Source organism: Legionella navarrensis (assembly GCF_052527415.1).
Genome location: NZ_JBNVZR010000006.1, coordinates 17,790 through 40,023 on the forward strand (window position 1 = coordinate 17,790; position 22,234 = coordinate 40,023).

Consider the following 22,234-nt stretch of genomic DNA (forward strand, 5'->3'; position numbering starts at 1 on the left):
ATGAGTTACAAAAATTTCATATCCGTCAAGCCGACAGCTTCGGCAAATTTACGAAGTCTTTCTTCGTTTCTTCGTTTAACTTGTTCAGGGTCTAGAAAAAAATCGCTTCTGAAAGCATCGAGTCCTTGTTCCGAGCGGGAAACAATCCTTTCAAACCTTGCGAATCCAGGTTTATCCTCGCTATAGGTTTCGCTTGAAAAAGGGGGCTGGGCAGGAGGCAGCTCCATTAAAATCTGTTGTGCTCTTTCAGGTACAATCAGTTCCAAAAGGTTTGGATTTTCTTCGAAAAAACATAATCCTTTTCCACATAATATTTTCTTGATCTCAGCGATGGTTAATCGACTGCATACCTCATGTGAATCTGCTCGTCTGAACAGTTCAACATACCCCGGATAGCTGCATTCTCTGATTGCCCATTCATTACCAGCGAGCTGAGGTATGATGGTGAATTTTTCGAAAAATAAGGCGTTAAACTGGTCTGAATTAATTAGCCGCCATAATGCTTCTTGTTGTAGTTTGTGTTTGATAGAGGTATTTGATGCGCTCATGTTGTTTTGCCCCGTAAAAACAGGTTTTAGTGGCGCATGATTATACATGAAGACCAAATTAAATTCAAACCTTAAGGCGTGCTCGGGCCGTTGTGTTTCTTTACAACCAGCGGGCGCGCTGCTCTCGCTCCATCCCCCTCCTACCGACTGCTCATTCGGGGCGAATAACTCTCACTGGCATCGTCATCGTCTGACGTGATTATCTCTGGCTGCTCGACAACTGGAATCCAGTATTCGGGGGGCTCCTTATTCAGTCGGTATCTATCACATAACCTGGCTGCCAGCGAAATATTATTATTTGTCAGCTCATTAAGAATTTTGTCATATTGCCAGTCCAGTAACGCCCAATGACCATAAAAGCGTCTGTCCCCAATCGTACAGCCCTGGCTTAGCAGATCAGCCATTGTTTTCAGGCGATCACAACAGGCATCGCTATCCGTATCTTTCTTCTGCAAAATCCTGATCAGATTCACCAGCATGGCAAACAGCACATGCACCTCTCCTTTTATCTCGTTTAAACTATTAAGGCAGATGAAGGGATCCTTCAGAGAAAGGGAATGGCGCGCGGACTTAAACCATTTGATATCCCTCGAATTACTAAAAAAACCATAGGGAACATGTAGAAAAACAGGATATAAAGCCTCGAATAAGCGCATCCTGATCGCCATATCCGCCTCACCGTAATACACTGAGAGCGGGCAGGAAAACAAGGTGTTGCGTTGTGCCACATCACGCCCTCTGACCTGTTCTATGTCATCGTCATCGTCATTATCTTCATCCGCAGCGACTCCAATTGAACGGTGAGCAAAATGCTCTTCCCACAATAGATCAATTTTTTCACTGGCTCCCCCCTGATCCATTGCAATAGCAGCGAGGCGTCGGAACCATTTCTCATTTCGGCGATAACAGGCGTAATGCAATGCATCCTCAAGGCAGAGAAAGCGAGCGTGCATGATCTCATCCTGAAAGGCATTGCCGGTCTCCTTGCTTCTGCAATAACGGGCATTGATGTAACGTTTAGCCGCGCGCCTGCCCTGATCAGCCAGAAAACTCTGCGTATTTGTATCAACATTAAACTGCGTAGCACTGACGTTGCCAATAGGAATCAAAACCGTTTGCGCCCCGTGCTGCAGCAGCTTCAGCCGATCCTGCTCCCAGGCGCTGACCGGGTCACGCACACCGGTCAGCCAGCCATATATCATGTTGAGCAGGAAATTTTCCCGATAAACACGCCCTTTCAGCAGCGTACGTAAAATCCCCCCTTCAGGCCCATTATCAAATTGAAAAGCAACCAGACTGAGGCAGTTACCATACTCCGACTCCAGAAAGGTTGAATGATCATCCGGAAACGCATTCGTCGGCAGATTATTCATTATTCCGCCATCGTTGTGCAGTTCCCCCTGGAAAATAGTCGGCTTGAATAAAACGGGAAAGCTGGCTGAAAGGGTTACGGCATAGCTGACTTCTACTTCAGGTGTCAGATCGCTGGAAAAATATCGCGTTCTCTGGGTGCTGACGTTGGTGGCGGTGACAATCAAATGATCCTTTATCTCACATTCGAGATCAGAGTCCCTGCAAAACTGCTTAAGCCGCTTCAACGATTCAAAGGTAATTTTACCCTTGTGATAAAGCTGTGATTCAACAAAAGACAGTCCTTCATCCGTATTGAGCAAATTATGACGAACAATAATTTCGCTTACTTTCCTCACAATCATATAATCGAGAGCAGCCTTTACCGCGCGGGTATCGGATAATCCTGAGCGATCGATATTATAAAAAACAAGATTGTCTTCGCGAAAACGCTGGAAGAAACGCACGATTTCTCTGGTTTCATAACCAAGATAACACAAAAGAGACATGATGGCGCCTGCCGAGCTTCCCGCGAAGCGCACAGGCTGAATTCCTGCCTTTTCAAATTCGCTGTAGGCCCCGACATGACCAAAAATTTTAGCACCACCACCCGATAAAACCAGACTGTCCAGCTCAGGACATTCCTCCATAACAAGAATGTCTCCTCGCGACTGCCCCTGGTAAATACGGACTTTTTCATCGGAATCGAGCAAAGTATAGTCGTCCGGTGGAACTGCTTCTGCTTCGGCGCGTTGCCTTGGAGGCAAAAACCATGATACCAGCCATCTCCATAAACGCTTATACCAGGCAGCAGGTATTACCAGCCGCTGAGTATGTCGATACTCCTGCATAGACTGATAGTAATCCCTGGGATTGCTTATGGGTATGGCAAAGGGATGAGGTTGATTCACAATTTTTTCGTAATTTACGTTCTCCAGAGTGATTCCAGTCAGCTTCGTCACAAGGGAATCTTTGAGAAAAAGGCGTTTCGTATTACGAAGTGAGCCGTCCTGGGCGCACGCGGGGTCCTGATATTTCCCGGGCTGCTCTACTACACCCAGCTGGTTTAATCCAACCAGCAAGCCACGTCTGCCTTCGCATAATTCTATCCCGTTCAGCTGGTAATCAATCCCAAGCTGGGCATTAGGCAACAGGTTTAAAGGGGAAAGACTCCACTGCCATGAGCGTTTTTTATAAAAGAGAAAGTTGGTTATCCTTCCCCACCAGCTCAAGGCAACTTCTGCTGTGTAGCCGCGATAATCCGTCGTTTTTACGCCACTCAGGAAAGCACGACGGGCATCGGCCCTGTGGGCATTGAGAAACCAGTCAAAAAAGGTCTCTTTTCCCATATCGCTCAAATGAGTAAAATCCAAAACAACACGTTCGTTGTCAAGTAAATAGTCCCCCAGAGAAAAATTCTGGCTGGGCGAGGAGCCGTTTACGAGAAACCGGCCATGATGAATACAAAGCAGGTATTTTTTTAATAAGTCGCTGTTAGGATGCGATAAGCCATCTTGTTGTAACAACTCAATCAGCACGTCATTTCCGGGCATATCCGTCTCCCATTATGAAATTCACTGCAAACACATCATGTGGTTAATTCATAACTAACATAGAAACGAGAGGAAATGAATAGCGGACGAAATAGTTTTTTACGCTATGGTTGAATTATAAACGGGTCAATGTTGCTTGTTTCTCGGTGTCTGCTGGATTTACAGGATTGTGCGAACGAGTGGTGGAAACAGGAGGGTCTGTTGACAATTGCTCTCCATCAGCCTGCGTACCGCGCTTTATGCGCGGTATCCAGACAATATTGAGCAATTCCCTGAATCTTATTGCAAACCTGGACCCCGCGAACGAGTCGCGGGGCGTAGGGATCTGAGCAGAGGTTATCAGATCCATGCCAGACTTACTTAAGTAGCATTGATTGCAAAATCACCTCAACAACCGGCCTCGCCTGAGCGGCGCGGGTAATGGGTCGACCGACAACGAGGCAGTCACTACCCAGGCGAACGGCCTGCTCAGGCGTAACAACGCGGGACTGGTCATCGAGCCGGTCACCTGGCAAACGTATGCCCGGCGTAACGGTTAAAAACGATGAGCCACACAAGGCCTTAACCGCAGGCACTTCGTGCGCAGAACACACAACGCCATCCAGACCCGATTCATGTGCCAGACGTGTCAAACGCTCGACCTGGTGCTCTAAAGAGCCGTTTACGCCCAGTTGAGGCAGTTCCGCGGCGCTCATGCTCGTTAACACGGTAACGGCTATTAACAGAGGGCGTTCGTTTCCGAACGAGTCGAGAGCCTTACGGGCTGCGCTCATCATGTTCGCGCCACCACTGGCATGCACGTTCATCATCCAGACACCCAGATCCGCGGCAGCAATACAGGATTGAGCCACTGTATTGGGAATGTCGTGAAATTTTAAATCGAGAAAAACAGAAAAGCCCTGCCCTACCAGCTTACGAACAAAGTCACGGCCAAACAGGGTGAACATTTCGCTGCCGATTTTAAGTGCACAACGCCGTGGATCCAGTTGCTCTACCAAACGCAAAGCATCTGTCTCATGGTTAAAATCAAGCGCAATGATCAGTCTGGACGTCATATCAGGCGATGGCCTCATGGCAGGCTTTAACCGCATTGACCACCTGCTGCTGTTCCGCAACGCTGATGTAAGGGTGCATTGGCAGACTCACCACGCGCTGGCTGGCGCGTTCCGACAGAGGAAAATCACCGCTTTTGTAATTCAGATAAGCGAGTGCTTCCTGCTGATGCATGGCAACAGGATAATGTACCGCGGTTGGAATACCCTGGGCCTGCAAACGCTTCTGGAAGTCCTCGCGATCAGACACTTCAATCGTGTATTGGGCGAAAACACTGGTATTACCCTGCTCAATAATCGGGGTTCTTACCAGGCTGCCCAGCATATCGGTATAGCGCTGAGCTACTTCTTGACGCAATGTGATTTCGTTAGGGAACAGTTTCATTTTTTCTATTAAAATGGCGGCCTGAATGGTGTCCATACGTCCGTTAATACCAATGCGACGGTGACAGTAACGCGCATTCTGACCATGAATACGAATTTCAATCAGTCTCTCAGCCAGTTTGTCATCATTCGTAAAGCAGGCACCTGAATCACCGTAGCCACCCAGTGGCTTGGATGGGAAAAAGCTGGTACAGCCAATGGTTGCCAGGGCGCAGGAATAGCTACCCTTGTGAGTGGCGCCAAAGCTCTGAGCGGCATCTTCAATAACGGGAATGCCATATTTTTCTGCAATCGCATTGATACCTGTCATATCAGCACATTGACCATACAGGCTGACAGGCATGATGGCCTTTGTTTTTGAGGTGATGGCGGCTTCCAGTCTGGCCGGATCCATATTATAGGTTTTCGGATCGATATCAACAAAAACCGGCGTAGCCCGGCACAGAGCAATTACTTCCGCGGTTGCAAAAAAACTGAAGGGGCTGGTTATGACTTCATCGCCTGGGCCAATATCCAGAGCCATAAGTGCCATGAGCAGCGCGTCAGTACCACTGGAATTAACAATTGCATGGCGGACACCAACGAATTCAGCCAGCTCTTTTTCCAGCGCAGCCACTTCGGGACCCATGATGTATTGACCGTGATCAAGCACAGTCTGGATGCGGCTTAGAATGTTTGACTCAATTAACTTGTATTGTGCTTTCAGATCAATAAATTGCATGTTTTCCTCGAAAAAAATAATTGTCAGTGCCCTGTTGTCTGGTACACACCGGGCATTTGCTGGACCAGAGTGGCGGGCTAATCACCTTCCAGGCCATGAACTGGCTTCATTCTACCCCACTGTTTACAACTTGGGCAATGCCAATGTAAATGTTTACCGCCAAAGCCACAGTGTCCACAGCGGTAAACCGGCTTGTTATCAAGAAACTTGCTGGTGATATGATACAGCATTTCCAGTTTGTTACGAACCTTCCCCTGAGCCGTTTCCAAATGCCAGAAGATCAGGCGGTTGATACCACGAATGGATGGGTAGGTTCCCAGCTTTTCAGATACGAAATCTACTGCGACATCCATACTTTTTTCACGCTTGAAATAATCTGCAATCGCGAAGATGGTTGAAGCCCGTGGATGTTCTTCCAGGGTCTGCTGTAAAAAGCTGACGCACTCATCCATCTGGTCAATTTCGCGGTGACAGGCCAGCAGAGGATCGATTATCTCACTGATGAACTCAGGATCCTGCTGTGGAACGCGGCGCAGCGCTCGAATTGCCTGTTTGTAACGCCCCTGCATGATATCAAGCGAGGCCTGCATTAAACTGGCTCGAACCGAGTCTCTGTCAATGGTTAAAGCCTGTCGGGTGGCATTCTGTGCTTTGTCGAATGCGTTGGCCTTCATGGCTGACTCGGCAATTTCACAATAATAATGTGCGGCCTGGGTATGCATGCTCTGTCCAGACGAGACTTCAATCTTCTTAATCACATCGAGAGCCTTTTCCCAGGCTTTTTCCTGCTGATAAATGGCAAGCAGGCCGTAAAGGCTGCGAGTATCACGACTCCCACCCAGTTCAACAACTTCAAGAAAAATACGTTCGGCCCGATCAAACACTCCGGCACTCATGTAATCCTGTCCCAATGCCATCAGGGCTTCTTTACGATCTATCAGACTCAACTGAGGTCTTGCAATCAGATTTTGATGAATACGTATGGCGCGATCAACTTCTCCGCGCCTGCGAAACAGGCTGCCGAGAGCCAGATGCGTTTCGACTGTTTCGCTGTCCACGTCCAGAAGCTTGATGAAAATATCGACCGCTTTATCGGCTTGTTCATTCAGAAGATAATTAAGACCCACAACGTATTCGCGTGACAGGCGATTATCCTGTTTTATATTTTTCCCCGCGTAATTACGCCTGGCAACCCACCAGCCTGACCAGGCAGCTGCAGGTAATAATAGTGGCCATAGAGTAATCATGGTCTTAAGCTCCTAACAAGACGAAATATCAGATCAAGATTATCCAGTCTGTTAATGTTGATTTTTTAATGGTATGTCACGAAGATTTTTAACCTCTTTTTCACTTAATTTCAATTGATTTTTCAATTTCATGTAATCAACCTTCAAGCGCCAGTATCGCCATACGAATAATAACAGTCCCAGGAGCAGACCGATACCCAGCATAATGGTCATTAAAACCGCAATTGGCATACTCACGGTGCTGACGTACAGATTGATCTGCACAGAGCCGGCGTTAAGAGCCGCGAAGCTCACACCAGCGAGGATTAACACCAGATAAAAAATAATCATCAGGATACGCATGGCTACTTCTCCTATTCAAGATAAAAAAAAAGCGTAGATTAACTACGCTTTTTTTTAGATACAAGGACATTACTCGCTGTCTTTGCTTGCCATTTTTTCTTTCAACAAGTCACCCAGCGTTGTAGCACCAACATTTTCCCCACTGCGTGAGTACTTTTTGATAACTTCAGCTTGTTCCTGAGCATCTTTTGCTTTTACTGACAGAGCAATGCTGCGGTTTTTCTTGTCAACATTGATGATTTTGGCTTCAACTTCGTCGCCTTCCTTGAACATGGTAGTCGCATCGTCAACCTTGTCTTCAGACAGTTCATTGGCGCGGATCGTACCAACAACGTCCTGACCAAGATCAACGGTAACCATTTTAGGTTCAACAGCAATGACCTTACCACGTACCAGAGCACCTTTTGTGAAGTCTTCAGTAAAGGTTGCGAAGCTATCGCCTTCCAGCTGTTTCAGGCCAAGAGAGATTCGCTCTCTTTCAGCATCAATGGCAAGAATAACCGATTCCAGTTCCTGACCTTTCTTGAACTGTTTAACTGCCTCTTCGCCAGGAATTGTCCAGGAAATATCAGACAGGTGAACCAGACCGTCAATTTCACCATCCAGACCAATGAAAATACCAAAGTCTGTGATAGAACGGATCTTACCGCTGACTTTTTGCCCTTTGCTGTGGGTCTGGGAGAACTGGTGCCATGGATTGCCAACGCACTGCTTCATACCCAGAGAAATACGACGTCTTTCTTCGTCAATTTCCAGAACCATGACATCAACCAGATCGCCCATGGAAACGACTTTTCCTGGGTGAACGTTCTTGTTTGTCCAGTCCATTTCAGACATGTGAACCAGACCTTCAACGCCTTCTTCGATTTCAACGAAGCAGCCGTAGTCAGTGATGTTGGTCACTTTGCCCTGCATCTTCTTACCAATTGGGTAACGATCGACCAGGTCAACCCATGGATCATTGCCCAGCTGTTTCATACCGAGTGATACGCGATTACGCTCGCTATCAAAACTCAATACCTTGACTTTAACATCCTGACCTACAGTCAGCAGCTCGCCTGGGTGCTTGACGCGTTTCCAGGAAATGTCAGTGATGTGCAACAGACCGTCAATACCACCAAGGTCGATAAACGCACCGTAATCCGTGAGGTTCTTGACGATACCATTGAGAACCTGGCCATCATGCAGTGAATCCAACAGAGCCTGTCTATCAGCACTGCTTTCTTCTTCAACAACAGCACGACGTGAAACAACAATGTTGTTGCGCTTCAGGTCCATTTTAATAACCTTGAATTCCAGCTCTTTTCCTTCGAGGTATGAAGGATCGCGGACAGGTCTGACGTCAACCAGAGAACCGGGCAAAAAGGCACGAATGGTTCCAATTTCAACCGTAAAGCCGCCCTTAACCTTACCGGAGATCAAACCAGTAACAGTCTCATTGTTTTCATGAGATTTGGACAGTTTACGCCATGCTTCCTGACGCTTGGCTTTTTCGCGAGACAGCAGGGTTTCACCGTGACCATCTTCAACGGAGTCGAGAGCAACTTCGACCGTGTCGCCAAGATTAATTTCCAGGTTACCGCTCTTGTCATGAAATTCTTCAATGGCAACGATGCCTTCTGATTTCAAGCCAGCATTAAGGGTAACGTAGTCATCGTCAATACCGATAACCTTTGCGGAAATAATTGCGCCGGGATAGAACTGGGCACCAATGATGCTTTGCTCGAATAATTCTTTGAAACTTTCAGACATGTGATTAAACTCTATTAGTAAATAAACAGAAGCATGATATCCAAACCATGCCTCCCCCCTGCAAAACAAGCTAGCAGCAATGATTCGTAAACGTGGAGTTTGACGAAGAAATGCCTCGCTCATTTATCAATTTTAGTACATCATTAAAAGCTTGTACAATTGTTAATCCAGTTGTGTCAACAAAAACAGAATCTTCGGCCGGTTTGAGCGGTGCATGCAAACGTGCTGTATCGCGCGCGTCCCGTTGAGTCAATTCATCAACAACTTGGGCGAGGCTAACATTAATTCCCTTTTCTTTCAACTGTAAATAACGCCGTTCGGCACGAATCTCTGCGGATGCGAACAAATATATCTTGAGAACAGCATCAGGGAACACCACGGTGCCCATATCCCGGCCGTCTGTGACCAGACCGGGCGGCTGGGCAAAGGCACGCTGACGAGCCAGTAAAGCTTCCCTTATTTCCGGTACAACAGCTATTTTTGACGCATCCTGACCACACTCTTCGCTGCGAATCATGTCAAAGACATTTTTACCATCCAGCAAGACCTTACTGTTCAGATGAGGATCGGTTTCAAAATTCAATTTCAGATTGATTGCCAGATTCACCATCGCATCTGTATTATCAAAAGGGATGGATTTCTGACGGGCCGCATAGGCCAGTACGCGATATAGACAGCCACTGTCGAGGACATGCCAGTTCAGATGGTTTGCCAGCATGTGACAGAGGGTTCCCTTCCCTGTTCCACTTGGTCCGTCAAGCGTAATAACAGGGACACTTAATTTTTTATTCATAAAAACCTGTTCCTTAATCTGTGTAGTCACCAAGCTGCATCCCGGCAGCATTGGCTGTTTGAACAAAGGATGGAAAAGACGTGCTTACGTTTATGCAATCCTTAATGGTAACCGGGCGTTTTGCAACGGCCCCGGCGATTGAAAAAGCCATGGCAATGCGATGATCATGATAACTGTGTACCACTCCGCCCTGCAAGGAACCACCTTCAATGTCAATGCCATCCTCATGAGCCTTGCAGGTGATACCCAGTCGCTGCAGGCCATCGGTCATGGCGGCAATGCGATCGCTCTCCTTACCACGCAGTTCCTTCGCATTTCGCAGGCGGGTTGTTCCATGGGCGCAGGCAGCAGCAATAAAGATGATTGGAAACTCATCAATGGCCAGTGGAACAAGAGAGGCCGGTATATCGATACCTGTTAAAGGCGATGACTGTACCAGCAAATCCGCTACAGGCTCGTCTCCGTAGATCCGCTCATTGAGCAAACGGATGTTCGCGCCCATTTTATCAAGAATCTGAATAACGCCCGTCCTGCCGGGGTTAATCCCCACATTTCGAATCAACAACTCCGAGCCAGGCACCAGTGTGGCAGCAACGATAAAAAAAGCGGCTGATGAAATATCACCTGGAACCTTGATCTCTGTACCCTGGCATTCACCATCGGAATTGAGTGAGATTTCATTACCATGGACCGTAACCGGGTAGGAAAAGGCTTTCAGCATGCGCTCGGTGTGATCGCGGGTTATGCCCGGCTCAACAATCGTTGTAGTGCCTTTGGAATAAAGCCCGGCCAGTAAAAGACAGGATTTAACCTGGGCACTGGCTTCGGGCATTTCATAGCGTATGCCCGTCAGGGATTTGCCCCCTTCTATGTATATGGGTGGTTTGCCATCTGTCGTACGAATGCCTGCGCCCATCAGCGTTAAAGGCTTGCTCACTCGCGCCATGGGGCGCATCTGCAGACTAAGATCACCCGTCAGCGAGCTGTCGAAGGACTGCGCGGCCAAAAGACCTGCCAGCAGGCGAATGCTGGTACCGGAGTTACCGCAGTCAATAATATCAACTGGCTTTTGCAAACCGTATTTTCCAACACCGTGGATCACAACATTCTGATCGATTGGCCCCTCAATGACTACGCCCATCGCGCGAAAAGCCCGGATGGTGGCGATGCAGTCATCGCCATCGAGAAAACCGCTGACACTTGTTTTTCCATTGGCAATCGCGCCCAGAATAATGGAGCGATGAGAAATGGACTTGTCGCCGGGAACGCTGATCTCGCCCCTGAGTTGCGTTACCGGGTCACTGACAAAACAGGATAAGCTCATCATCTGCTCCTTGATACGGTCTGTTGTCTGGCAAAATCATCCATAAACGCTATCAGGCTATCGACGCCCTCGATAGGCATTGAATTATACATACTGGCCCGCATGCCACCAACCTCTCGGTGTCCCTGCAATGCCAGCAGTCCCCGGGCCCTGGCCTGTTCAAGGAAGAGCGAATCAAGCGAACTGTCTTTGAGAGAAAAACAGACATTGACCAGCGAGCGTGCTTTCGGTGCTACCGGAGCCGAATAGAAGGTTGACGCATCAATAAAGCTGTATAACCGGGAAGCCTTTTCCTGATTGATGGTCTCCAGTGCCTTCACCCCGCCTTGCCTTTGAATCCATTGAAACATTTTGTATGCAAGGTAACAATTAAATGTAGGCGGTGTGGCATACAGGGAGTTGTTGCTGACCTGAATTCGATAATCCAGTGTTTTGGGTAAGGTCTGCTCTGGAAGTCGGGCTATTACATCATCACGGACAATAACCAGACTGAGGCCAGAGTTGGCAATATTTTTCTGAGCCCCGGCAAATATCAATCCATAATCGTTTACGTTGATTGTTTCTGTTAACAGGCAGGACGTCATATCGGCAACGAGAGGTATATTGCCATGGGCGGGCTTCGGGCAGCGCACGCCGTTGACCGTTTCGTTGGGGGTATAATAGAGGTAGTCTGTGTTTTCCTCAAAGCTAAGCCCGGTCATGTCTGGAAGGTCACGAAAACCACTATGTTCGCTGGAAGCGATACAATAGGTGTCGCGCAGACGGCTGCCTTCGTCGAGCGCCATGGCAGACCAGAGCCCGCTCACGATGTAGGCTCCCTTCCTGTCCTTTGCAAGAAGATTCATGGGAACCATGGAAAAATGCTGGCGGGCTGGTGAGCCTAGAAATAATATGCGGTAGTTGTCGGGTATGGTCAGCAGCGTACGCAGCAGATCCTCACAGTCTTTCATTAACTGTGCGTATTCTTTAGTGCGGTGGCCAATCTCCATAATCGACATGCCACTACCCTGCCAGTCCAGCAGTTCGCTCTGAGCTTCCAGCAACAGCTCGTCCGGCAGCATGGCCGGACCCGCACCAAAGTTATACGGTCTACTCATCCGTGGCATCCTCGTCTCCCGCGAGTTCGTCCGTTTCCTGTCCTTCACCCAGATCTTCAATACGCTGCATGCCAACAACCAGCTCGCCGGCACTCACGTTAATCAAACGCACACCCTGAGTGTTACGTCCAATAATAGACAACTCATCTACGCGGAAGCGTACCAGCGTTCCTTTATCTGTAATCAGCATGGCCTCATCGCCATCGACGACCTGAACCGCGCGTACGACCTTGCCGTTTCGTTCCGTAACCTGAATGGAAATAACCCCCTGGCCACCCCGCCCTGAAATACGGTATTCGTCAATATTGGTTCGCTTACCGTAACCATTTTCGGTTGCCGTCAGGATAGTACCTTCCGGTTTGGCTACGACCAGCGAGATGACCGACTGATCGTCACCCAGACGGATTCCACGGACACCACGGGCGGTACGTCCGGTTGAACGCACATTGCTTTCATCAAAGCGAACCACTTTACCCGCATCGGTAAACAACATGATGTGTTTGCTGCCATCGGTGATGTCTACACCAACCAGGCGATCGTTATCATCCAGAGCAACAGCGATAATACCGTTGGATCGTGGTCGGCTGAAGGCTTCCAGCGGAACTTTTTTCACCGTGCCGAACTTGGTGGCCATGAAGACGAAATAACCTTCCTGATAATCGCGGACCGGCAGAATGGCATTGATGGCTTCATCCGCTGCAAGGGGCAGGATATTGACGATGGGCTTGCCTCGTGAAATACGGCTGGCCAACGGTAACTGATAGGTTTTAAGCCAGTACATTTTCCCGTGGTTGGAGAAGCACAGCAGGGTATCGTGCGTGTTGGCAATCACCAGACGCTCAATAAAATCCTCATCCTTGACATTGGTGGCTGACTTGCCCTTACCGCCTCGGCGTTGAGACTGGTAGGCTGTAACAGGTTGATATTTAACATACCCCTGATGTGACAAGGTCACAACCACGTCCTCTTCGGTGATCAGATCTTCAATGGTCAGATCTTCCTGGGACGCAATAATTTCGGTACGACGTGCATCGCCGAACTGATTTTTTATTTCGACCAGTTCTTCATGGATAACTTCCATCAGACGCTCTGGTGAGGAGAGAATATGCAGCAGCTCTTTAATAAGCGTGAGGAGCTGTTCGAATTCATTGATGATTTTGTCTTGTTCCAGCGCTGTTAAACGATGCAGACGAAGTTCGAGTATCGCCTGTGCCTGGTTGGGAGATAAACGGTACTCGCCATCGTTCAGGCCAAACTCTGCCGGCAGATCATCGGGACGGGACGCATTGCTGCCAGCACTGGCCAGCATGGCATGAACCAGGCCGGCTTTCCAGGAACGGCCCAGCAGAGCATCTTTCGCTTCGGCGGGGGTAGCGGATTGCTTGATAAGTGCAATCATTTCATCGATATTCGCCAGAGCAATTCCAAGCCCTTCGAGAAGATGAGCCCGCTCTCGCGCCTTGCGCAGTTCGAATATGGTACGTCTCGTAACCACTTCCCGGCGGTGTTTGATGAAAAATTCAAGAATCTGTTTCAGGTTCAGCGTCATAGGCTGTCCGTCGACCAGCGCCACCATGTTGATACCAAAAACATTCTGCATTTGTGTATGAGCATAGAGATTATTCAGCACCACGTCGGCTACTTCACCACGCTTAAGCTCAATAACGACACGCATACCCTGCTTGTCAGACTCATCGCGTAAACCGGAGATACCATCGATTTTCTTGTCGCGCACCAGTTCGGCAATTTTTTCAACCAGCCTGGCCTTGTTCACCTGGTATGGCAGTTCATGAATGATAATTGCCTGACGACCGGATTGACTGTCCGTTTCAATTTCGGTTCTTGCACGAATAACCAGACGGCCGCGACCGGTACGATAGGCCTGAATAATACCGCCACGGCCGTTGATGATGGCGGCTGTGGGGAAGTCAGGTGCAGGAATGTAATCCATCAACTCATCAATGCTAAGCTCAGGATTGCCAATCAGAGCGAGGCAGCCGTTGATTACTTCCGTCAGGTTGTGCGGAGGAATGTTCGTAGCCATACCAACCGCGATACCAGACGAGCCGTTAACCAGGAGATTGGGAACGCGCGAGGGCATCACGACTGGAGCAAATTCTGTTTCGTCGTAGTTCGGACTGAAGTCAACCGTTTCCTTGTCCAGATCCGCCAGCAGAGAGTGAGCCAGTCTTGACATGCGTATTTCGGTATAACGCATCGCGGCAGCACGGTCACCATCAACGGAACCAAAGTTACCCTGGCCATCAACCAGCATATAGCGCATGGAAAAAGGCTGGGCCATACGGACGATGGTATCGTAAACAGCGGTGTCACCGTGTGGATGGTATTTACCGATGACGTCCCCGACTACCCTCGCGGATTTTTTATAGGCCTTATTCCAGTCGTTGCCAAGTTCGCTCATCGCGAATAAAACACGCCGGTGTACAGGTTTCAATCCATCGCGAACATCAGGCAGGGCCCGACCAACGATTACGCTCATGGCGTAATCAAGATACGATTGTTTTAATTCATCTTCAATATTTACAGGTATGACTTCTTTCGCAGAATGAACCATGATGCCGTGGCGTCCTTATACTACTATTAAGGTAAATAGAATGCTCAAAGCATATCACAACGACTGGGTTAATTGAATCGTTGTCAGGTGAACTCCATCAAAGAATCGAACAATTGGTGCGCAGCATCCCTAAACCCATGACAGCCGTACGTCAGACATCAAAATTTTCCTGTTAAAAATGAAAAAAATGGCTCATACTGTAAACTTGTTTTGTATTGAATTGACGGTGTTCTGGCGTGTAGTTAACATTGCCATTAACTAACAATGACCTGTTTTACCAGGAGACGAGATGACAAATAAAGTAGCATACCTCAGTATGGAAGGCCACGAACCGGTAGAGCTCCCTGTTTATCGCCCAACGCTGGGCAACGATGTGATAGATATCAACGACCTGAGTAAACTGAATCTATTTACATTTGACCCAGGGTTTGTGTCAACGGCGTCCTGTGAATCTAAAATCACCTTCATCGATGGTGACGAAGGTATATTGCTCTATCGGGGCTACCCTATCGAACAGCTGGCAGAGAAAAAAGACTTTCTCGATGTGTGCTATCTGTTGATGAATGGCGAACTGCCTGAGCCGGGCGAAAAGGAGAGCTTTGTTGATCTGATTAATAACCACACCATGGTTCATCAGCAAATGTATAACTTCCTGAACGGCTTTCGTCGTGACGCGCATCCCATGGCGATTATGGTGGGTATCGTTGGAGCCTTATCCGCGTTTTACCATGACAGCATGGATCTGAACAATCAAAAAGATCGTTACATTTCAGCGATCCGACTGATTGCCAAGATGCCTACCATGGCGGGCATGAGTTATAAATACTCAATCGGCCAACCCTACATGTATCCACAGAACCGCATGTCTTATGCTGAAAATTTCCTGCATATGATGTTCGGAATCCCATCGGCTGACATTGAACAGCCCCAGGTGATTATCGATGCCATGGATACTATTTTTACCCTGCACGCCGATCACGAGCAGAATGCTTCTACATCCACCGTTCGTCTGGCCGGCTCAACCGGTGCCAATCCCTTCGCCTGTATCTCGGCGGGAATCGGCGCTCTGTGGGGACCTGCGCATGGTGGTGCCAACGAAGCCTGCCTGAATATGCTGAAGGAAATTGGTGATGTTAAAAACATTAATCAATATATCAAGCGCGCCAAGGATAAGGACGATCCATTCCGACTGATGGGCTTTGGTCATCGAGTATACAAGAGCTATGATCCACGCGCCAAAGTCATGCGCGAAACCTGCCATAAAGTACTGAAGGCGGTAGGCGCTCTGGATTCGCCTTTATTCAAGCTGGCGATGGAGCTTGAGAGAATAGCCCTTGAAGACGAATACTTTATCGACAAGAAACTGTATCCAAACGTCGATTTTTATTCTGGTTTGACTCTCAGTGCCATTGGCATACCAACTAACATGTACACCGTGGTTTTTGCACTGGCGAGAACCGTTGGCTGGATGTCGCATTGGATGGAAATGGTATCGAACAAATCTAAAATCGGTCGTCCACGTCAATTGTACACCGGTAAAACATTAAGAGATGTTCCCTAGGCAGTATCGTCACGAACCAGCAGGTTGGGTCTTGGCCCAATCTGCTGACTGCGAACTGATAAATGCCTTCGCTCTGGCTACCCGGCTTTTAACATCCGGAGCGCTTTTACCCATCCCTCGTAATCCTTATCACGCCTCCCTTCGTCTGGAATCGGGTTCAGTTCTTTGTCGCATTGCCAGCCAAAATCAGCACCTTTCAGAGACGATATTTCGCCGCAACCGAGAGCTGCCAGCATGGCGGCGCCAAGGCCTGTTGTTTCAATGTTAAATGGTTTTTGTACCGTCAACTGACATTGGGTAGCCAGAAACTGAAGCATCCAGTGATTGCTGGTCATTCCTCCATCAACCCGCAGAGAGGGCGTCTGAATATTGCTGTCTTCCTTCATGCATCTCAGCACATCGCGCGTTTGATAACACACACTTTCGAGTGCCGCACGGGCAAAATGAGCCGGACTGCTCTGGCGTGACAACCCCATGATCATGGCCCCGGTATTTTCGAGCCAGTATGGTGCACCAAGACCCGTGAATGAGGGCACAAAATACACCCCTTCGTTACTGGGAAGGCTAACGGCCATGGATTCTGTTTCTGCGGCGCTGCTGAGCAGCTTCATGGTGTCGCGCAGCCATTTGATGGTCGAGCCGGCGTGGTAGAGGCTACCCTCAAGACCATACGTCACTTCGTTCTGCACCTGGCAGGCTATGGTCGTGAGCAGACCATTTTTAGATAATACAGGCTGACTGCCTGTGTTCATCAGCAGGAAACCGCCGGTACCATACGTGGCTTTTACCATGCCAGGATCAAAACAATGCTGCCCTGCCAGCGCGGCCTGCTGATCACCGGCAATACCGGTAATGGGTATCGGTGAACCGAGATATTCACTGTCAATGAAACCAAATTCGGCATCGCAGGCCCGCACATCGGGTAATATAGAGCGCGGTATATTGAACAAAGACAGGAGATCGTTATCCCAGCAACGATTAACAATATCAAACAACAGCGTGCGGGAGGCATTAGTTACATCGGTAGCATGAACCTGGCCACGGGTCAGGCGCCACAGAAGAAAGCTGTCAATGGTACCAAAGGCGAGCTGGTTTTTTTCTGCGAGGCTGCGGGCTTCTGGAATATTATCCAATAGCCAGTGTAGCTTGCTGGCGGAGAAATAGGCGTCGGGCAGGAGTCCTGTTTTTTGACGAATTGTGTCCCTGACATCATGCAGACTGTGGCAGTACTCCTCAGTACGCCTGTCCTGCCAGACAATCGCTGAGTACAGGCACTGTCCTGTCTGTCTGTTCCAGAGAACCGTCGTTTCACGCTGATTGGTGATGCCACAGGCCAGCACCTGTTTTGGATCAACCGATGCCGTAACAGCCTTGATTACCGTCAGTGTTTTCTGCCAAATCTCATCAGGTGATTGTTCCACCCAGCCTGGTCGCGGGTAGCTTTGTGCCAGAGACTCCTGACACATGGAAAGCAAGGTTCCATCCGTTTGATATAACATGGCCCGGGTACTGCTGGTGCCTTCATCAATTGCAAGCAGATATTTCATTGTTTCCCATTCCTGACTATGCTATTAATATTTGATTTTATACTGTTTTTCAGGAGACACAAGCATGGACAAGTGTTTTGATGTCGCCGTCATTGGCGGCGGTATTAACGGCTGCGGAATCGCGGCTGACGCGTCCATGAGAGGCTTGTCTGTCGTTTTGCTGGAAATGGATGATCTGGCTTCGAAAACATCCTCCAGCAGCACGAAATTAATTCATGGTGGTTTGAGATATCTTGAGATGTTTAACTTCTCACTGGTTAAAAAGGCCTTAAACGAACGCCAGATTTTAATGGAACAGGCACCATATCTTGTTTTCCCCCGCCCTTTTGTACTGCCACTCAAGCGTTCTCTGCGGCCAACGCTCTTAATCCGCGCTGGTCTGTTTATTTATGATCATTTAAGCCGCCGTAACACCCTGCCACACAGCCGACACATTAACAGAGAGAAGGATTCTCTTTGTTTTAGCCCCCTGAAAGAGGAGTTAAACAAAGGCTTTATCTATTACGACTGCTGCGCAGACGATGCCCGGCTTACCATTAGCAATGCATTGCAGGCAAGACACTATGGCGCCAGTATACGACCTCAGACCAAGGTACTGTCCGCCCAGGTGATCGATGGAATATGGCATTTACACTGCCAGGATGCGTCTGGAGCAACATGCATCCTACGCAGTCGCAGTCTGATTAATGCCACCGGGCCATGGGTCGAATCCCTGGCGAGACAGGCTGGAATTGCGAGCGAGTATCATATCTCGCTCGTGAAAGGCAGTCATCTGGTGGTGCCGCGACTGTATCAAGGGGAGCACGCCTACCTGCTGCAACACGACGATAAACGCGTGATCTTTGTAATTCCCTGGCATGGCTATTCCATGATCGGTACAACGGACGTGTTGTTTTCCGAATCGCCGGACGAAATCAACATATCAGGTCAGGAAATTGACTATCTGTTGAATCTGGTCAACAGCTATTTCAAACAGCCGCTGACGCGCGATAATATCATAACGACATGGAGCGGAGTACGGCCACTGCTGGCATCTAAAGACAAATCTCCGCAAGCCATGAGCCGCGACTACGTTTTTCATTTTTCGGATGATCCCGCGCCATCGGTGACCGTTTATGGCGGTAAAATTACAACCTACAGACAGCTGGCCAGAGATTGTGTTGACAGGCTGCGCGTTCTGTTTCCAGGCCTGGGTGACTCCATAACCAGCACCACAGCCCTACCCGGTGCGGCATGGACAAACGGAAGCTACGCCGATTACAGAAGCTACGCCCGTGAACACTATCTTTGGCTGGACACGGACATTATGGAGCGATATCTGAGCACATACGGAACCAGAACCGAACACCTTATTGCGTCGTGCACTCAAATGAAGGATCTGGGTATTGATTTTGGACATGGCCTGTTTCAGCGGGAGGTAGATTATCTCGTGGCTGAAGAGTGGGCGCGGGACTGTGATGATATTTTACTGCGCCGCACCAGGCTGGGTCTTGGCTTTGATGCGGAAGAACGGCAAAAACTCAAAGACTACGTGGATGGATTGGCCAGGCATAACATATAGAACACATGCAGTCCCCGGCCCATCCTGCAGGTTATTCTTTAATTTTTGCGCGGATCTCACTGACATCGACGTCAATCGCCTGCTCAAGCAGTTCTTTCAGCGTTGATTCCGGCATACTGCCGGCCTCAGAGTAAATGCCAATCTGCTCTTTGAAAATCATCAAATGCGGAATGGAGCGAATCTGAAAGGTTTCAGCTAAATCAGCATGTTGCTCTATATTTACCTTGGCAAAAACAACATCAGGATTTGTTGTGGCCATTTTCTCGTAAACCATGGCAAACTGCTTACAGGGAGCGCACCAGTCAGCCCAGAAATCAATAAACACCAGCGTGTGCCCGTTGAGAAGCTTTTCAAGATGCTCTGCACTGGTAATATCAATTAACATGACACTTCCCGCTCACTTACTGCAGCAATAATAGAGGAGAAGATGGAGTCAACATCACCTACGCCGCTGATATGATGAAACTGCGGCGCCTGGGGGCTGTGGGTATTTGCCCAGTCCTGATAGTATTTTATCAAGGGCTCTGTCTGCTGATGATAAACCTGCAGGCGTTTGACGATTGTTTCTTCACTGTCATCATCCCGTTGCACCAGGGCTTCACCGGTCACATCATCAAGACCATCCTGCTTCGGTGGATTAAAGACAACGTGGTAAACACGGCCAGATGGCACATGCACACGACGACCACTGATTCGCTTGATAATATCACTGTCTGGTACGGCAATTTCAATGACATGATCCAGCTTAATGCCCGCATTCTTAAGCGCATCAGCCTGAGGGATTGTGCGTGGAAAGCCGTCAAACAGGAAGCCATTCCTGCAATCATTTTGCTGCAGGCGCTCTTTGACAAGGGCAATGATAATATCGTCAGACACGAGTCTGCCGGAATCCATGACCGCCTTTGCGTTTCTGCCCAGCTCCGTACCGGCCGCAATGGCGCTGCGAAGCATGTCACCCGTTGAGATCTGAGGGATGTTGAAATGGTTAATCAGCTTCAGCGCCTGCGTACCCTTACCGGCACCAGGACCACCTAATAACATTAATCGCATGAACTCTCCTGCATTTTCAATATAGTCTCATTTTACCAGAAGCGGTGTTTGAGTTTCGACTGACATCGATTCAACTGTGCTTCATAAATTTCCGAGCGAACCTTTACTTTTTTTGCGACGCCAACAAGCCAGGGTTTAGCCTGCCAGGTTTTGCGCTGATAACCGCCAACGCCTTCATGATAAGCGAGATACAGGGAGTAAGCATCGCTCCGTGAAATATGGGCACGTTTATACGCCTGATTGGCGTACCAGCCTATAAAATCCACCCCATCCGAAAAATCGGTGCGGGAAGTAAAAATATTGCCTTCCGATTTTTTGTACATCGCCCAGGTTCCATTAAGGGCCTGTGTGTAACCATAGGCCGATGATGGGCGTTTCCATGGAATAATCCATAATATTGTTTTTCGTTTCGGTTTGGCGCGCCCGTTAAACTTTGACTCCTGGTGAATAATCGCCATTTGCACAGGAACCGGTACCCGCCACCGCTTTTGAACATCGAGTGCATCACGATACCACTGTGGATGCTGCTTGAAAACATAGCATATATTATCCACATTGGCCGGCGGCTTACTCACGCATGAGGCCAATAAAGCACAAAGGCAGATCACTGAGAAACGAAGTGAGTTCATTTTGCCTCGATATTTTTTTATAATTATAATGTTATTAATAGCAAATATGCTGGAAGAATAAAACAATTTTTCCCGTTTCGCTATTTTATTACGTCAAATAAGCTTTCCAGTGGTAATATTCGTGTTTTGCGGAGTCTAGAGCGCCGAATGATTTAACAATGCGCAGCAGTAGGTTGGGCCTTGGCCCAACAATTAGCCTGGGTGCCAATTTCATGTTGGGCCGAGGCCCAACCTACTACAATTATTGCCATAATATATGTGCAAACTGAGTGGATACCGCGCATAAAGCGCAGTACGTAGAGATAGGGTGTTGAATTATCAACAGCCCCTGGGGAACTGGTTGATGAATATTCTGGTTTTTGATATTGAAACAATTCCAGACGTTGAAACAGGACGTCGGCTTTATGATTTGGATGGCTTATCGGATGCCGATACGGCAGCGGCCATGTTTGCTTTGCGGCGCGCCAAAACCGGCAATGATTTTTTACCGCATTACCTGCAAAAAATTGCCGCGATTTCGCTGGTGCTGAGTCAGGGAAAGCAGGTAAAGGTCTGGTCTCTGGGCGATGAGCAGTCGGATGAAAAAGAACTGATTACCCGCTTTTATTCTGGCATTGAAAAGTATACACCTACTCTGGTCAGCTGGAACGGCGGCGGCTTTGATTTGCCCGTCCTGCATTATCGCTCTCTGTTACATGGCGTTTCAGCTCCTACGTACTGGGAATCAGGGGAAAATCAGCAGGCTTTTCGATGGAATAATTACCTCAATCGGTTCCATTATCGTCATCTGGATTTAATGGACGTTATCGCAGCCTATCAGAACAAAGCCTTTGCTCCACTCGATGAAATCGCTCATATGCTGGGCTTCCCGGGGAAAATGGGCATGAGCGGTGCGAAAGTATGGGACGAATACCAGGCCGGACATCTGGACGCCATTCGTAATTATTGCGAAACGGACGTATTAAACACATATTGTGTTTACCTGCGTTTTGATTTGATTCGCGGCGTGTTGTCACAGATGGAGTACCAGCAGGAAATTGAGAAATTGAAAGCGTATCTGTCGGCTGAATCCGGAAAAGCACATCTGCAGGAGTTTCTGCAAAGAATGGATCAGGACCCGGTGACCGGGTGAAGTGTCAACAGGCCCT

At 48.5% G+C, this 22,234-nt stretch carries 18 protein-coding genes; 3 read left to right on the forward strand and 15 right to left on the reverse strand.

Annotated features, from left to right (window positions below):
• Positions 1 to 5: 5 nt before the first annotated feature.
• The 11 genes from ACQUTA_RS05270 to gyrA form a co-directional block, all read right to left on the reverse strand.
• Complete coding sequence (locus ACQUTA_RS05270; RefSeq protein WP_444987167.1) at positions 6 to 548, reverse strand: hypothetical protein; 543 nt, start codon at positions 546 to 548, stop codon at positions 6 to 8.
• A gap of 140 nt (positions 549 to 688) precedes the next feature.
• The gene (vpdC, locus tag ACQUTA_RS05275; protein WP_444987168.1) at positions 689 to 3,451 is read right to left on the reverse strand and encodes a Dot/Icm T4SS effector VpdC; all 2,763 of its coding nucleotides are present in this window, start codon (positions 3,449 to 3,451) and stop codon (positions 689 to 691) included.
• Between the two features lie 356 nt (positions 3,452 to 3,807).
• Positions 3,808 to 4,506 carry an orotidine-5'-phosphate decarboxylase gene (gene pyrF / locus ACQUTA_RS05280; protein WP_444987263.1) on the reverse strand — a complete coding sequence of 233 codons (699 nt, stop codon included), beginning with the start codon at positions 4,504 to 4,506 and terminating at the stop codon, positions 3,808 to 3,810.
• 1 nt (position 4,507) lies between these two features.
• A complete protein-coding gene (locus ACQUTA_RS05285; protein WP_444987169.1) occupies positions 4,508 to 5,608 on the reverse strand; it encodes a DegT/DnrJ/EryC1/StrS family aminotransferase in 1,101 nt (366 codons plus the stop codon).
• 77 nt (positions 5,609 to 5,685) lie between these two features.
• Entirely contained in the window at positions 5,686 to 6,855 is a 1,170-nt protein-coding gene (gene lapB, locus ACQUTA_RS05290) for a lipopolysaccharide assembly protein LapB (RefSeq protein WP_444987170.1), read from the reverse strand.
• A gap of 51 nt (positions 6,856 to 6,906) precedes the next feature.
• Entirely contained in the window at positions 6,907 to 7,197 is a 291-nt protein-coding gene (locus ACQUTA_RS05295; protein ID WP_444987171.1) for a LapA family protein, read from the reverse strand.
• Positions 7,198 to 7,266: 69 nt separating this feature from the next.
• Positions 7,267 to 8,949 (reverse strand): 30S ribosomal protein S1, encoded by a 1,683-nt coding sequence (rpsA, locus tag ACQUTA_RS05300; protein ID WP_444987172.1) that lies wholly within the window; start codon positions 8,947 to 8,949, stop codon positions 7,267 to 7,269.
• Positions 8,950 to 9,019: 70 nt separating this feature from the next.
• Positions 9,020 to 9,742: a (d)CMP kinase gene (cmk, locus tag ACQUTA_RS05305; RefSeq protein WP_444987173.1), complete on the reverse strand. Its 723-nt coding sequence runs from the start codon at positions 9,740 to 9,742 to the stop codon at positions 9,020 to 9,022.
• Positions 9,743 to 9,755: 13 nt separating this feature from the next.
• Positions 9,756 to 11,066 carry a 3-phosphoshikimate 1-carboxyvinyltransferase gene (gene aroA, locus ACQUTA_RS05310; RefSeq protein ID WP_444987264.1) on the reverse strand — a complete coding sequence of 437 codons (1,311 nt, stop codon included), beginning with the start codon at positions 11,064 to 11,066 and terminating at the stop codon, positions 9,756 to 9,758.
• Complete coding sequence (gene serC, locus ACQUTA_RS05315) at positions 11,066 to 12,163, reverse strand: 3-phosphoserine/phosphohydroxythreonine transaminase (protein WP_444987174.1); 1,098 nt, start codon at positions 12,161 to 12,163, stop codon at positions 11,066 to 11,068. The genes aroA and serC overlap by 1 nt, the downstream gene beginning before the upstream one ends.
• Positions 12,156 to 14,738: a DNA gyrase subunit A gene (gene gyrA, locus ACQUTA_RS05320; protein WP_444987175.1), complete on the reverse strand. Its 2,583-nt coding sequence runs from the start codon at positions 14,736 to 14,738 to the stop codon at positions 12,156 to 12,158. Before gyrA ends, serC begins: the two co-directional genes overlap by 8 nt.
• Before the next feature lie 289 nt (positions 14,739 to 15,027).
• Between gyrA and gltA the strand changes: the two genes are divergently transcribed.
• A complete protein-coding gene (gene gltA / locus ACQUTA_RS05325) occupies positions 15,028 to 16,299 on the forward strand; it encodes a citrate synthase (protein ID WP_444987176.1) in 1,272 nt (423 codons plus the stop codon).
• 77 nt (positions 16,300 to 16,376) lie between these two features.
• Here the strand turns inward: gltA and glpK are convergent, their stop codons facing one another.
• Positions 16,377 to 17,846, reverse strand: coding sequence for a glycerol kinase GlpK (gene glpK / locus ACQUTA_RS05330; RefSeq protein WP_444987177.1), 1,470 nt, complete (start codon positions 17,844 to 17,846; stop codon positions 16,377 to 16,379).
• Positions 17,847 to 17,910: 64 nt separating this feature from the next.
• Between glpK and glpD the strand changes: the two genes are divergently transcribed.
• Positions 17,911 to 19,407: a glycerol-3-phosphate dehydrogenase gene (gene glpD / locus ACQUTA_RS05335; RefSeq protein WP_444987179.1), complete on the forward strand. Its 1,497-nt coding sequence runs from the start codon at positions 17,911 to 17,913 to the stop codon at positions 19,405 to 19,407.
• 31 nt (positions 19,408 to 19,438) lie between these two features.
• On the opposite strand, the gene ACQUTA_RS05340 is transcribed toward glpD, so the two are convergent.
• From ACQUTA_RS05340 to ACQUTA_RS05350, 3 genes are read right to left on the reverse strand one after another with little or no spacing between them, the layout of a single operon-like run.
• Positions 19,439 to 19,792, reverse strand: a complete 354-nt coding sequence (locus ACQUTA_RS05340) for a thioredoxin family protein (protein ID WP_444987180.1) — start codon at positions 19,790 to 19,792, stop codon at positions 19,439 to 19,441.
• Positions 19,786 to 20,457: an adenylate kinase gene (adk, locus tag ACQUTA_RS05345; protein ID WP_444987181.1), complete on the reverse strand. Its 672-nt coding sequence runs from the start codon at positions 20,455 to 20,457 to the stop codon at positions 19,786 to 19,788. The genes ACQUTA_RS05340 and adk overlap by 7 nt, the downstream gene beginning before the upstream one ends.
• A 32-nt stretch (positions 20,458 to 20,489) precedes the next feature.
• On the reverse strand, positions 20,490 to 21,086 hold the full coding sequence (locus ACQUTA_RS05350) for a transglycosylase SLT domain-containing protein (protein WP_444987182.1): 597 nt from the start codon (positions 21,084 to 21,086) through the stop codon (positions 20,490 to 20,492).
• Between the two features lie 343 nt (positions 21,087 to 21,429).
• On the opposite strand from ACQUTA_RS05350, the gene ACQUTA_RS05355 reads away from it, so the two are divergent.
• On the forward strand, positions 21,430 to 22,218 hold the full coding sequence (locus ACQUTA_RS05355) for a 3'-5' exonuclease (RefSeq protein ID WP_444987183.1): 789 nt from the start codon (positions 21,430 to 21,432) through the stop codon (positions 22,216 to 22,218).
• Positions 22,219 to 22,234 lie beyond the last annotated feature (16 nt).

Coding starts and splice junctions, on each gene's coding strand:
- ACQUTA_RS05270 (WP_444987167.1), bottom strand. CDS start 548: ATGAGCGCATCAAATACCTCTATCAAACACAAACTACAACAAGAAGCA.
- vpdC (WP_444987168.1), bottom strand. CDS start 3,451: ATGCCCGGAAATGACGTGCTGATTGAGTTGTTACAACAAGATGGCTTA.
- pyrF (WP_444987263.1), bottom strand. CDS start 4,506: ATGACGTCCAGACTGATCATTGCGCTTGATTTTAACCATGAGACAGAT.
- ACQUTA_RS05285 (WP_444987169.1), bottom strand. CDS start 5,608: ATGCAATTTATTGATCTGAAAGCACAATACAAGTTAATTGAGTCAAAC.
- lapB (WP_444987170.1), bottom strand. CDS start 6,855: ATGATTACTCTATGGCCACTATTATTACCTGCAGCTGCCTGGTCAGGC.
- ACQUTA_RS05295 (WP_444987171.1), bottom strand. CDS start 7,197: ATGCGTATCCTGATGATTATTTTTTATCTGGTGTTAATCCTCGCTGGT.
- rpsA (WP_444987172.1), bottom strand. CDS start 8,949: ATGTCTGAAAGTTTCAAAGAATTATTCGAGCAAAGCATCATTGGTGCC.
- cmk (WP_444987173.1), bottom strand. CDS start 9,742: ATGAATAAAAAATTAAGTGTCCCTGTTATTACGCTTGACGGACCAAGT.
- aroA (WP_444987264.1), bottom strand. CDS start 11,066: ATGAGCTTATCCTGTTTTGTCAGTGACCCGGTAACGCAACTCAGGGGC.
- serC (WP_444987174.1), bottom strand. CDS start 12,163: ATGAGTAGACCGTATAACTTTGGTGCGGGTCCGGCCATGCTGCCGGAC.
- gyrA (WP_444987175.1), bottom strand. CDS start 14,738: ATGGTTCATTCTGCGAAAGAAGTCATACCTGTAAATATTGAAGATGAA.
- gltA (WP_444987176.1), top strand. CDS start 15,028: ATGACAAATAAAGTAGCATACCTCAGTATGGAAGGCCACGAACCGGTA.
- glpK (WP_444987177.1), bottom strand. CDS start 17,846: ATGAAATATCTGCTTGCAATTGATGAAGGCACCAGCAGTACCCGGGCC.
- glpD (WP_444987179.1), top strand. CDS start 17,911: ATGGACAAGTGTTTTGATGTCGCCGTCATTGGCGGCGGTATTAACGGC.
- ACQUTA_RS05340 (WP_444987180.1), bottom strand. CDS start 19,792: ATGTTAATTGATATTACCAGTGCAGAGCATCTTGAAAAGCTTCTCAAC.
- adk (WP_444987181.1), bottom strand. CDS start 20,457: ATGCGATTAATGTTATTAGGTGGTCCTGGTGCCGGTAAGGGTACGCAG.
- ACQUTA_RS05350 (WP_444987182.1), bottom strand. CDS start 21,086: ATGAACTCACTTCGTTTCTCAGTGATCTGCCTTTGTGCTTTATTGGCC.
- ACQUTA_RS05355 (WP_444987183.1), top strand. CDS start 21,430: ATGAATATTCTGGTTTTTGATATTGAAACAATTCCAGACGTTGAAACA.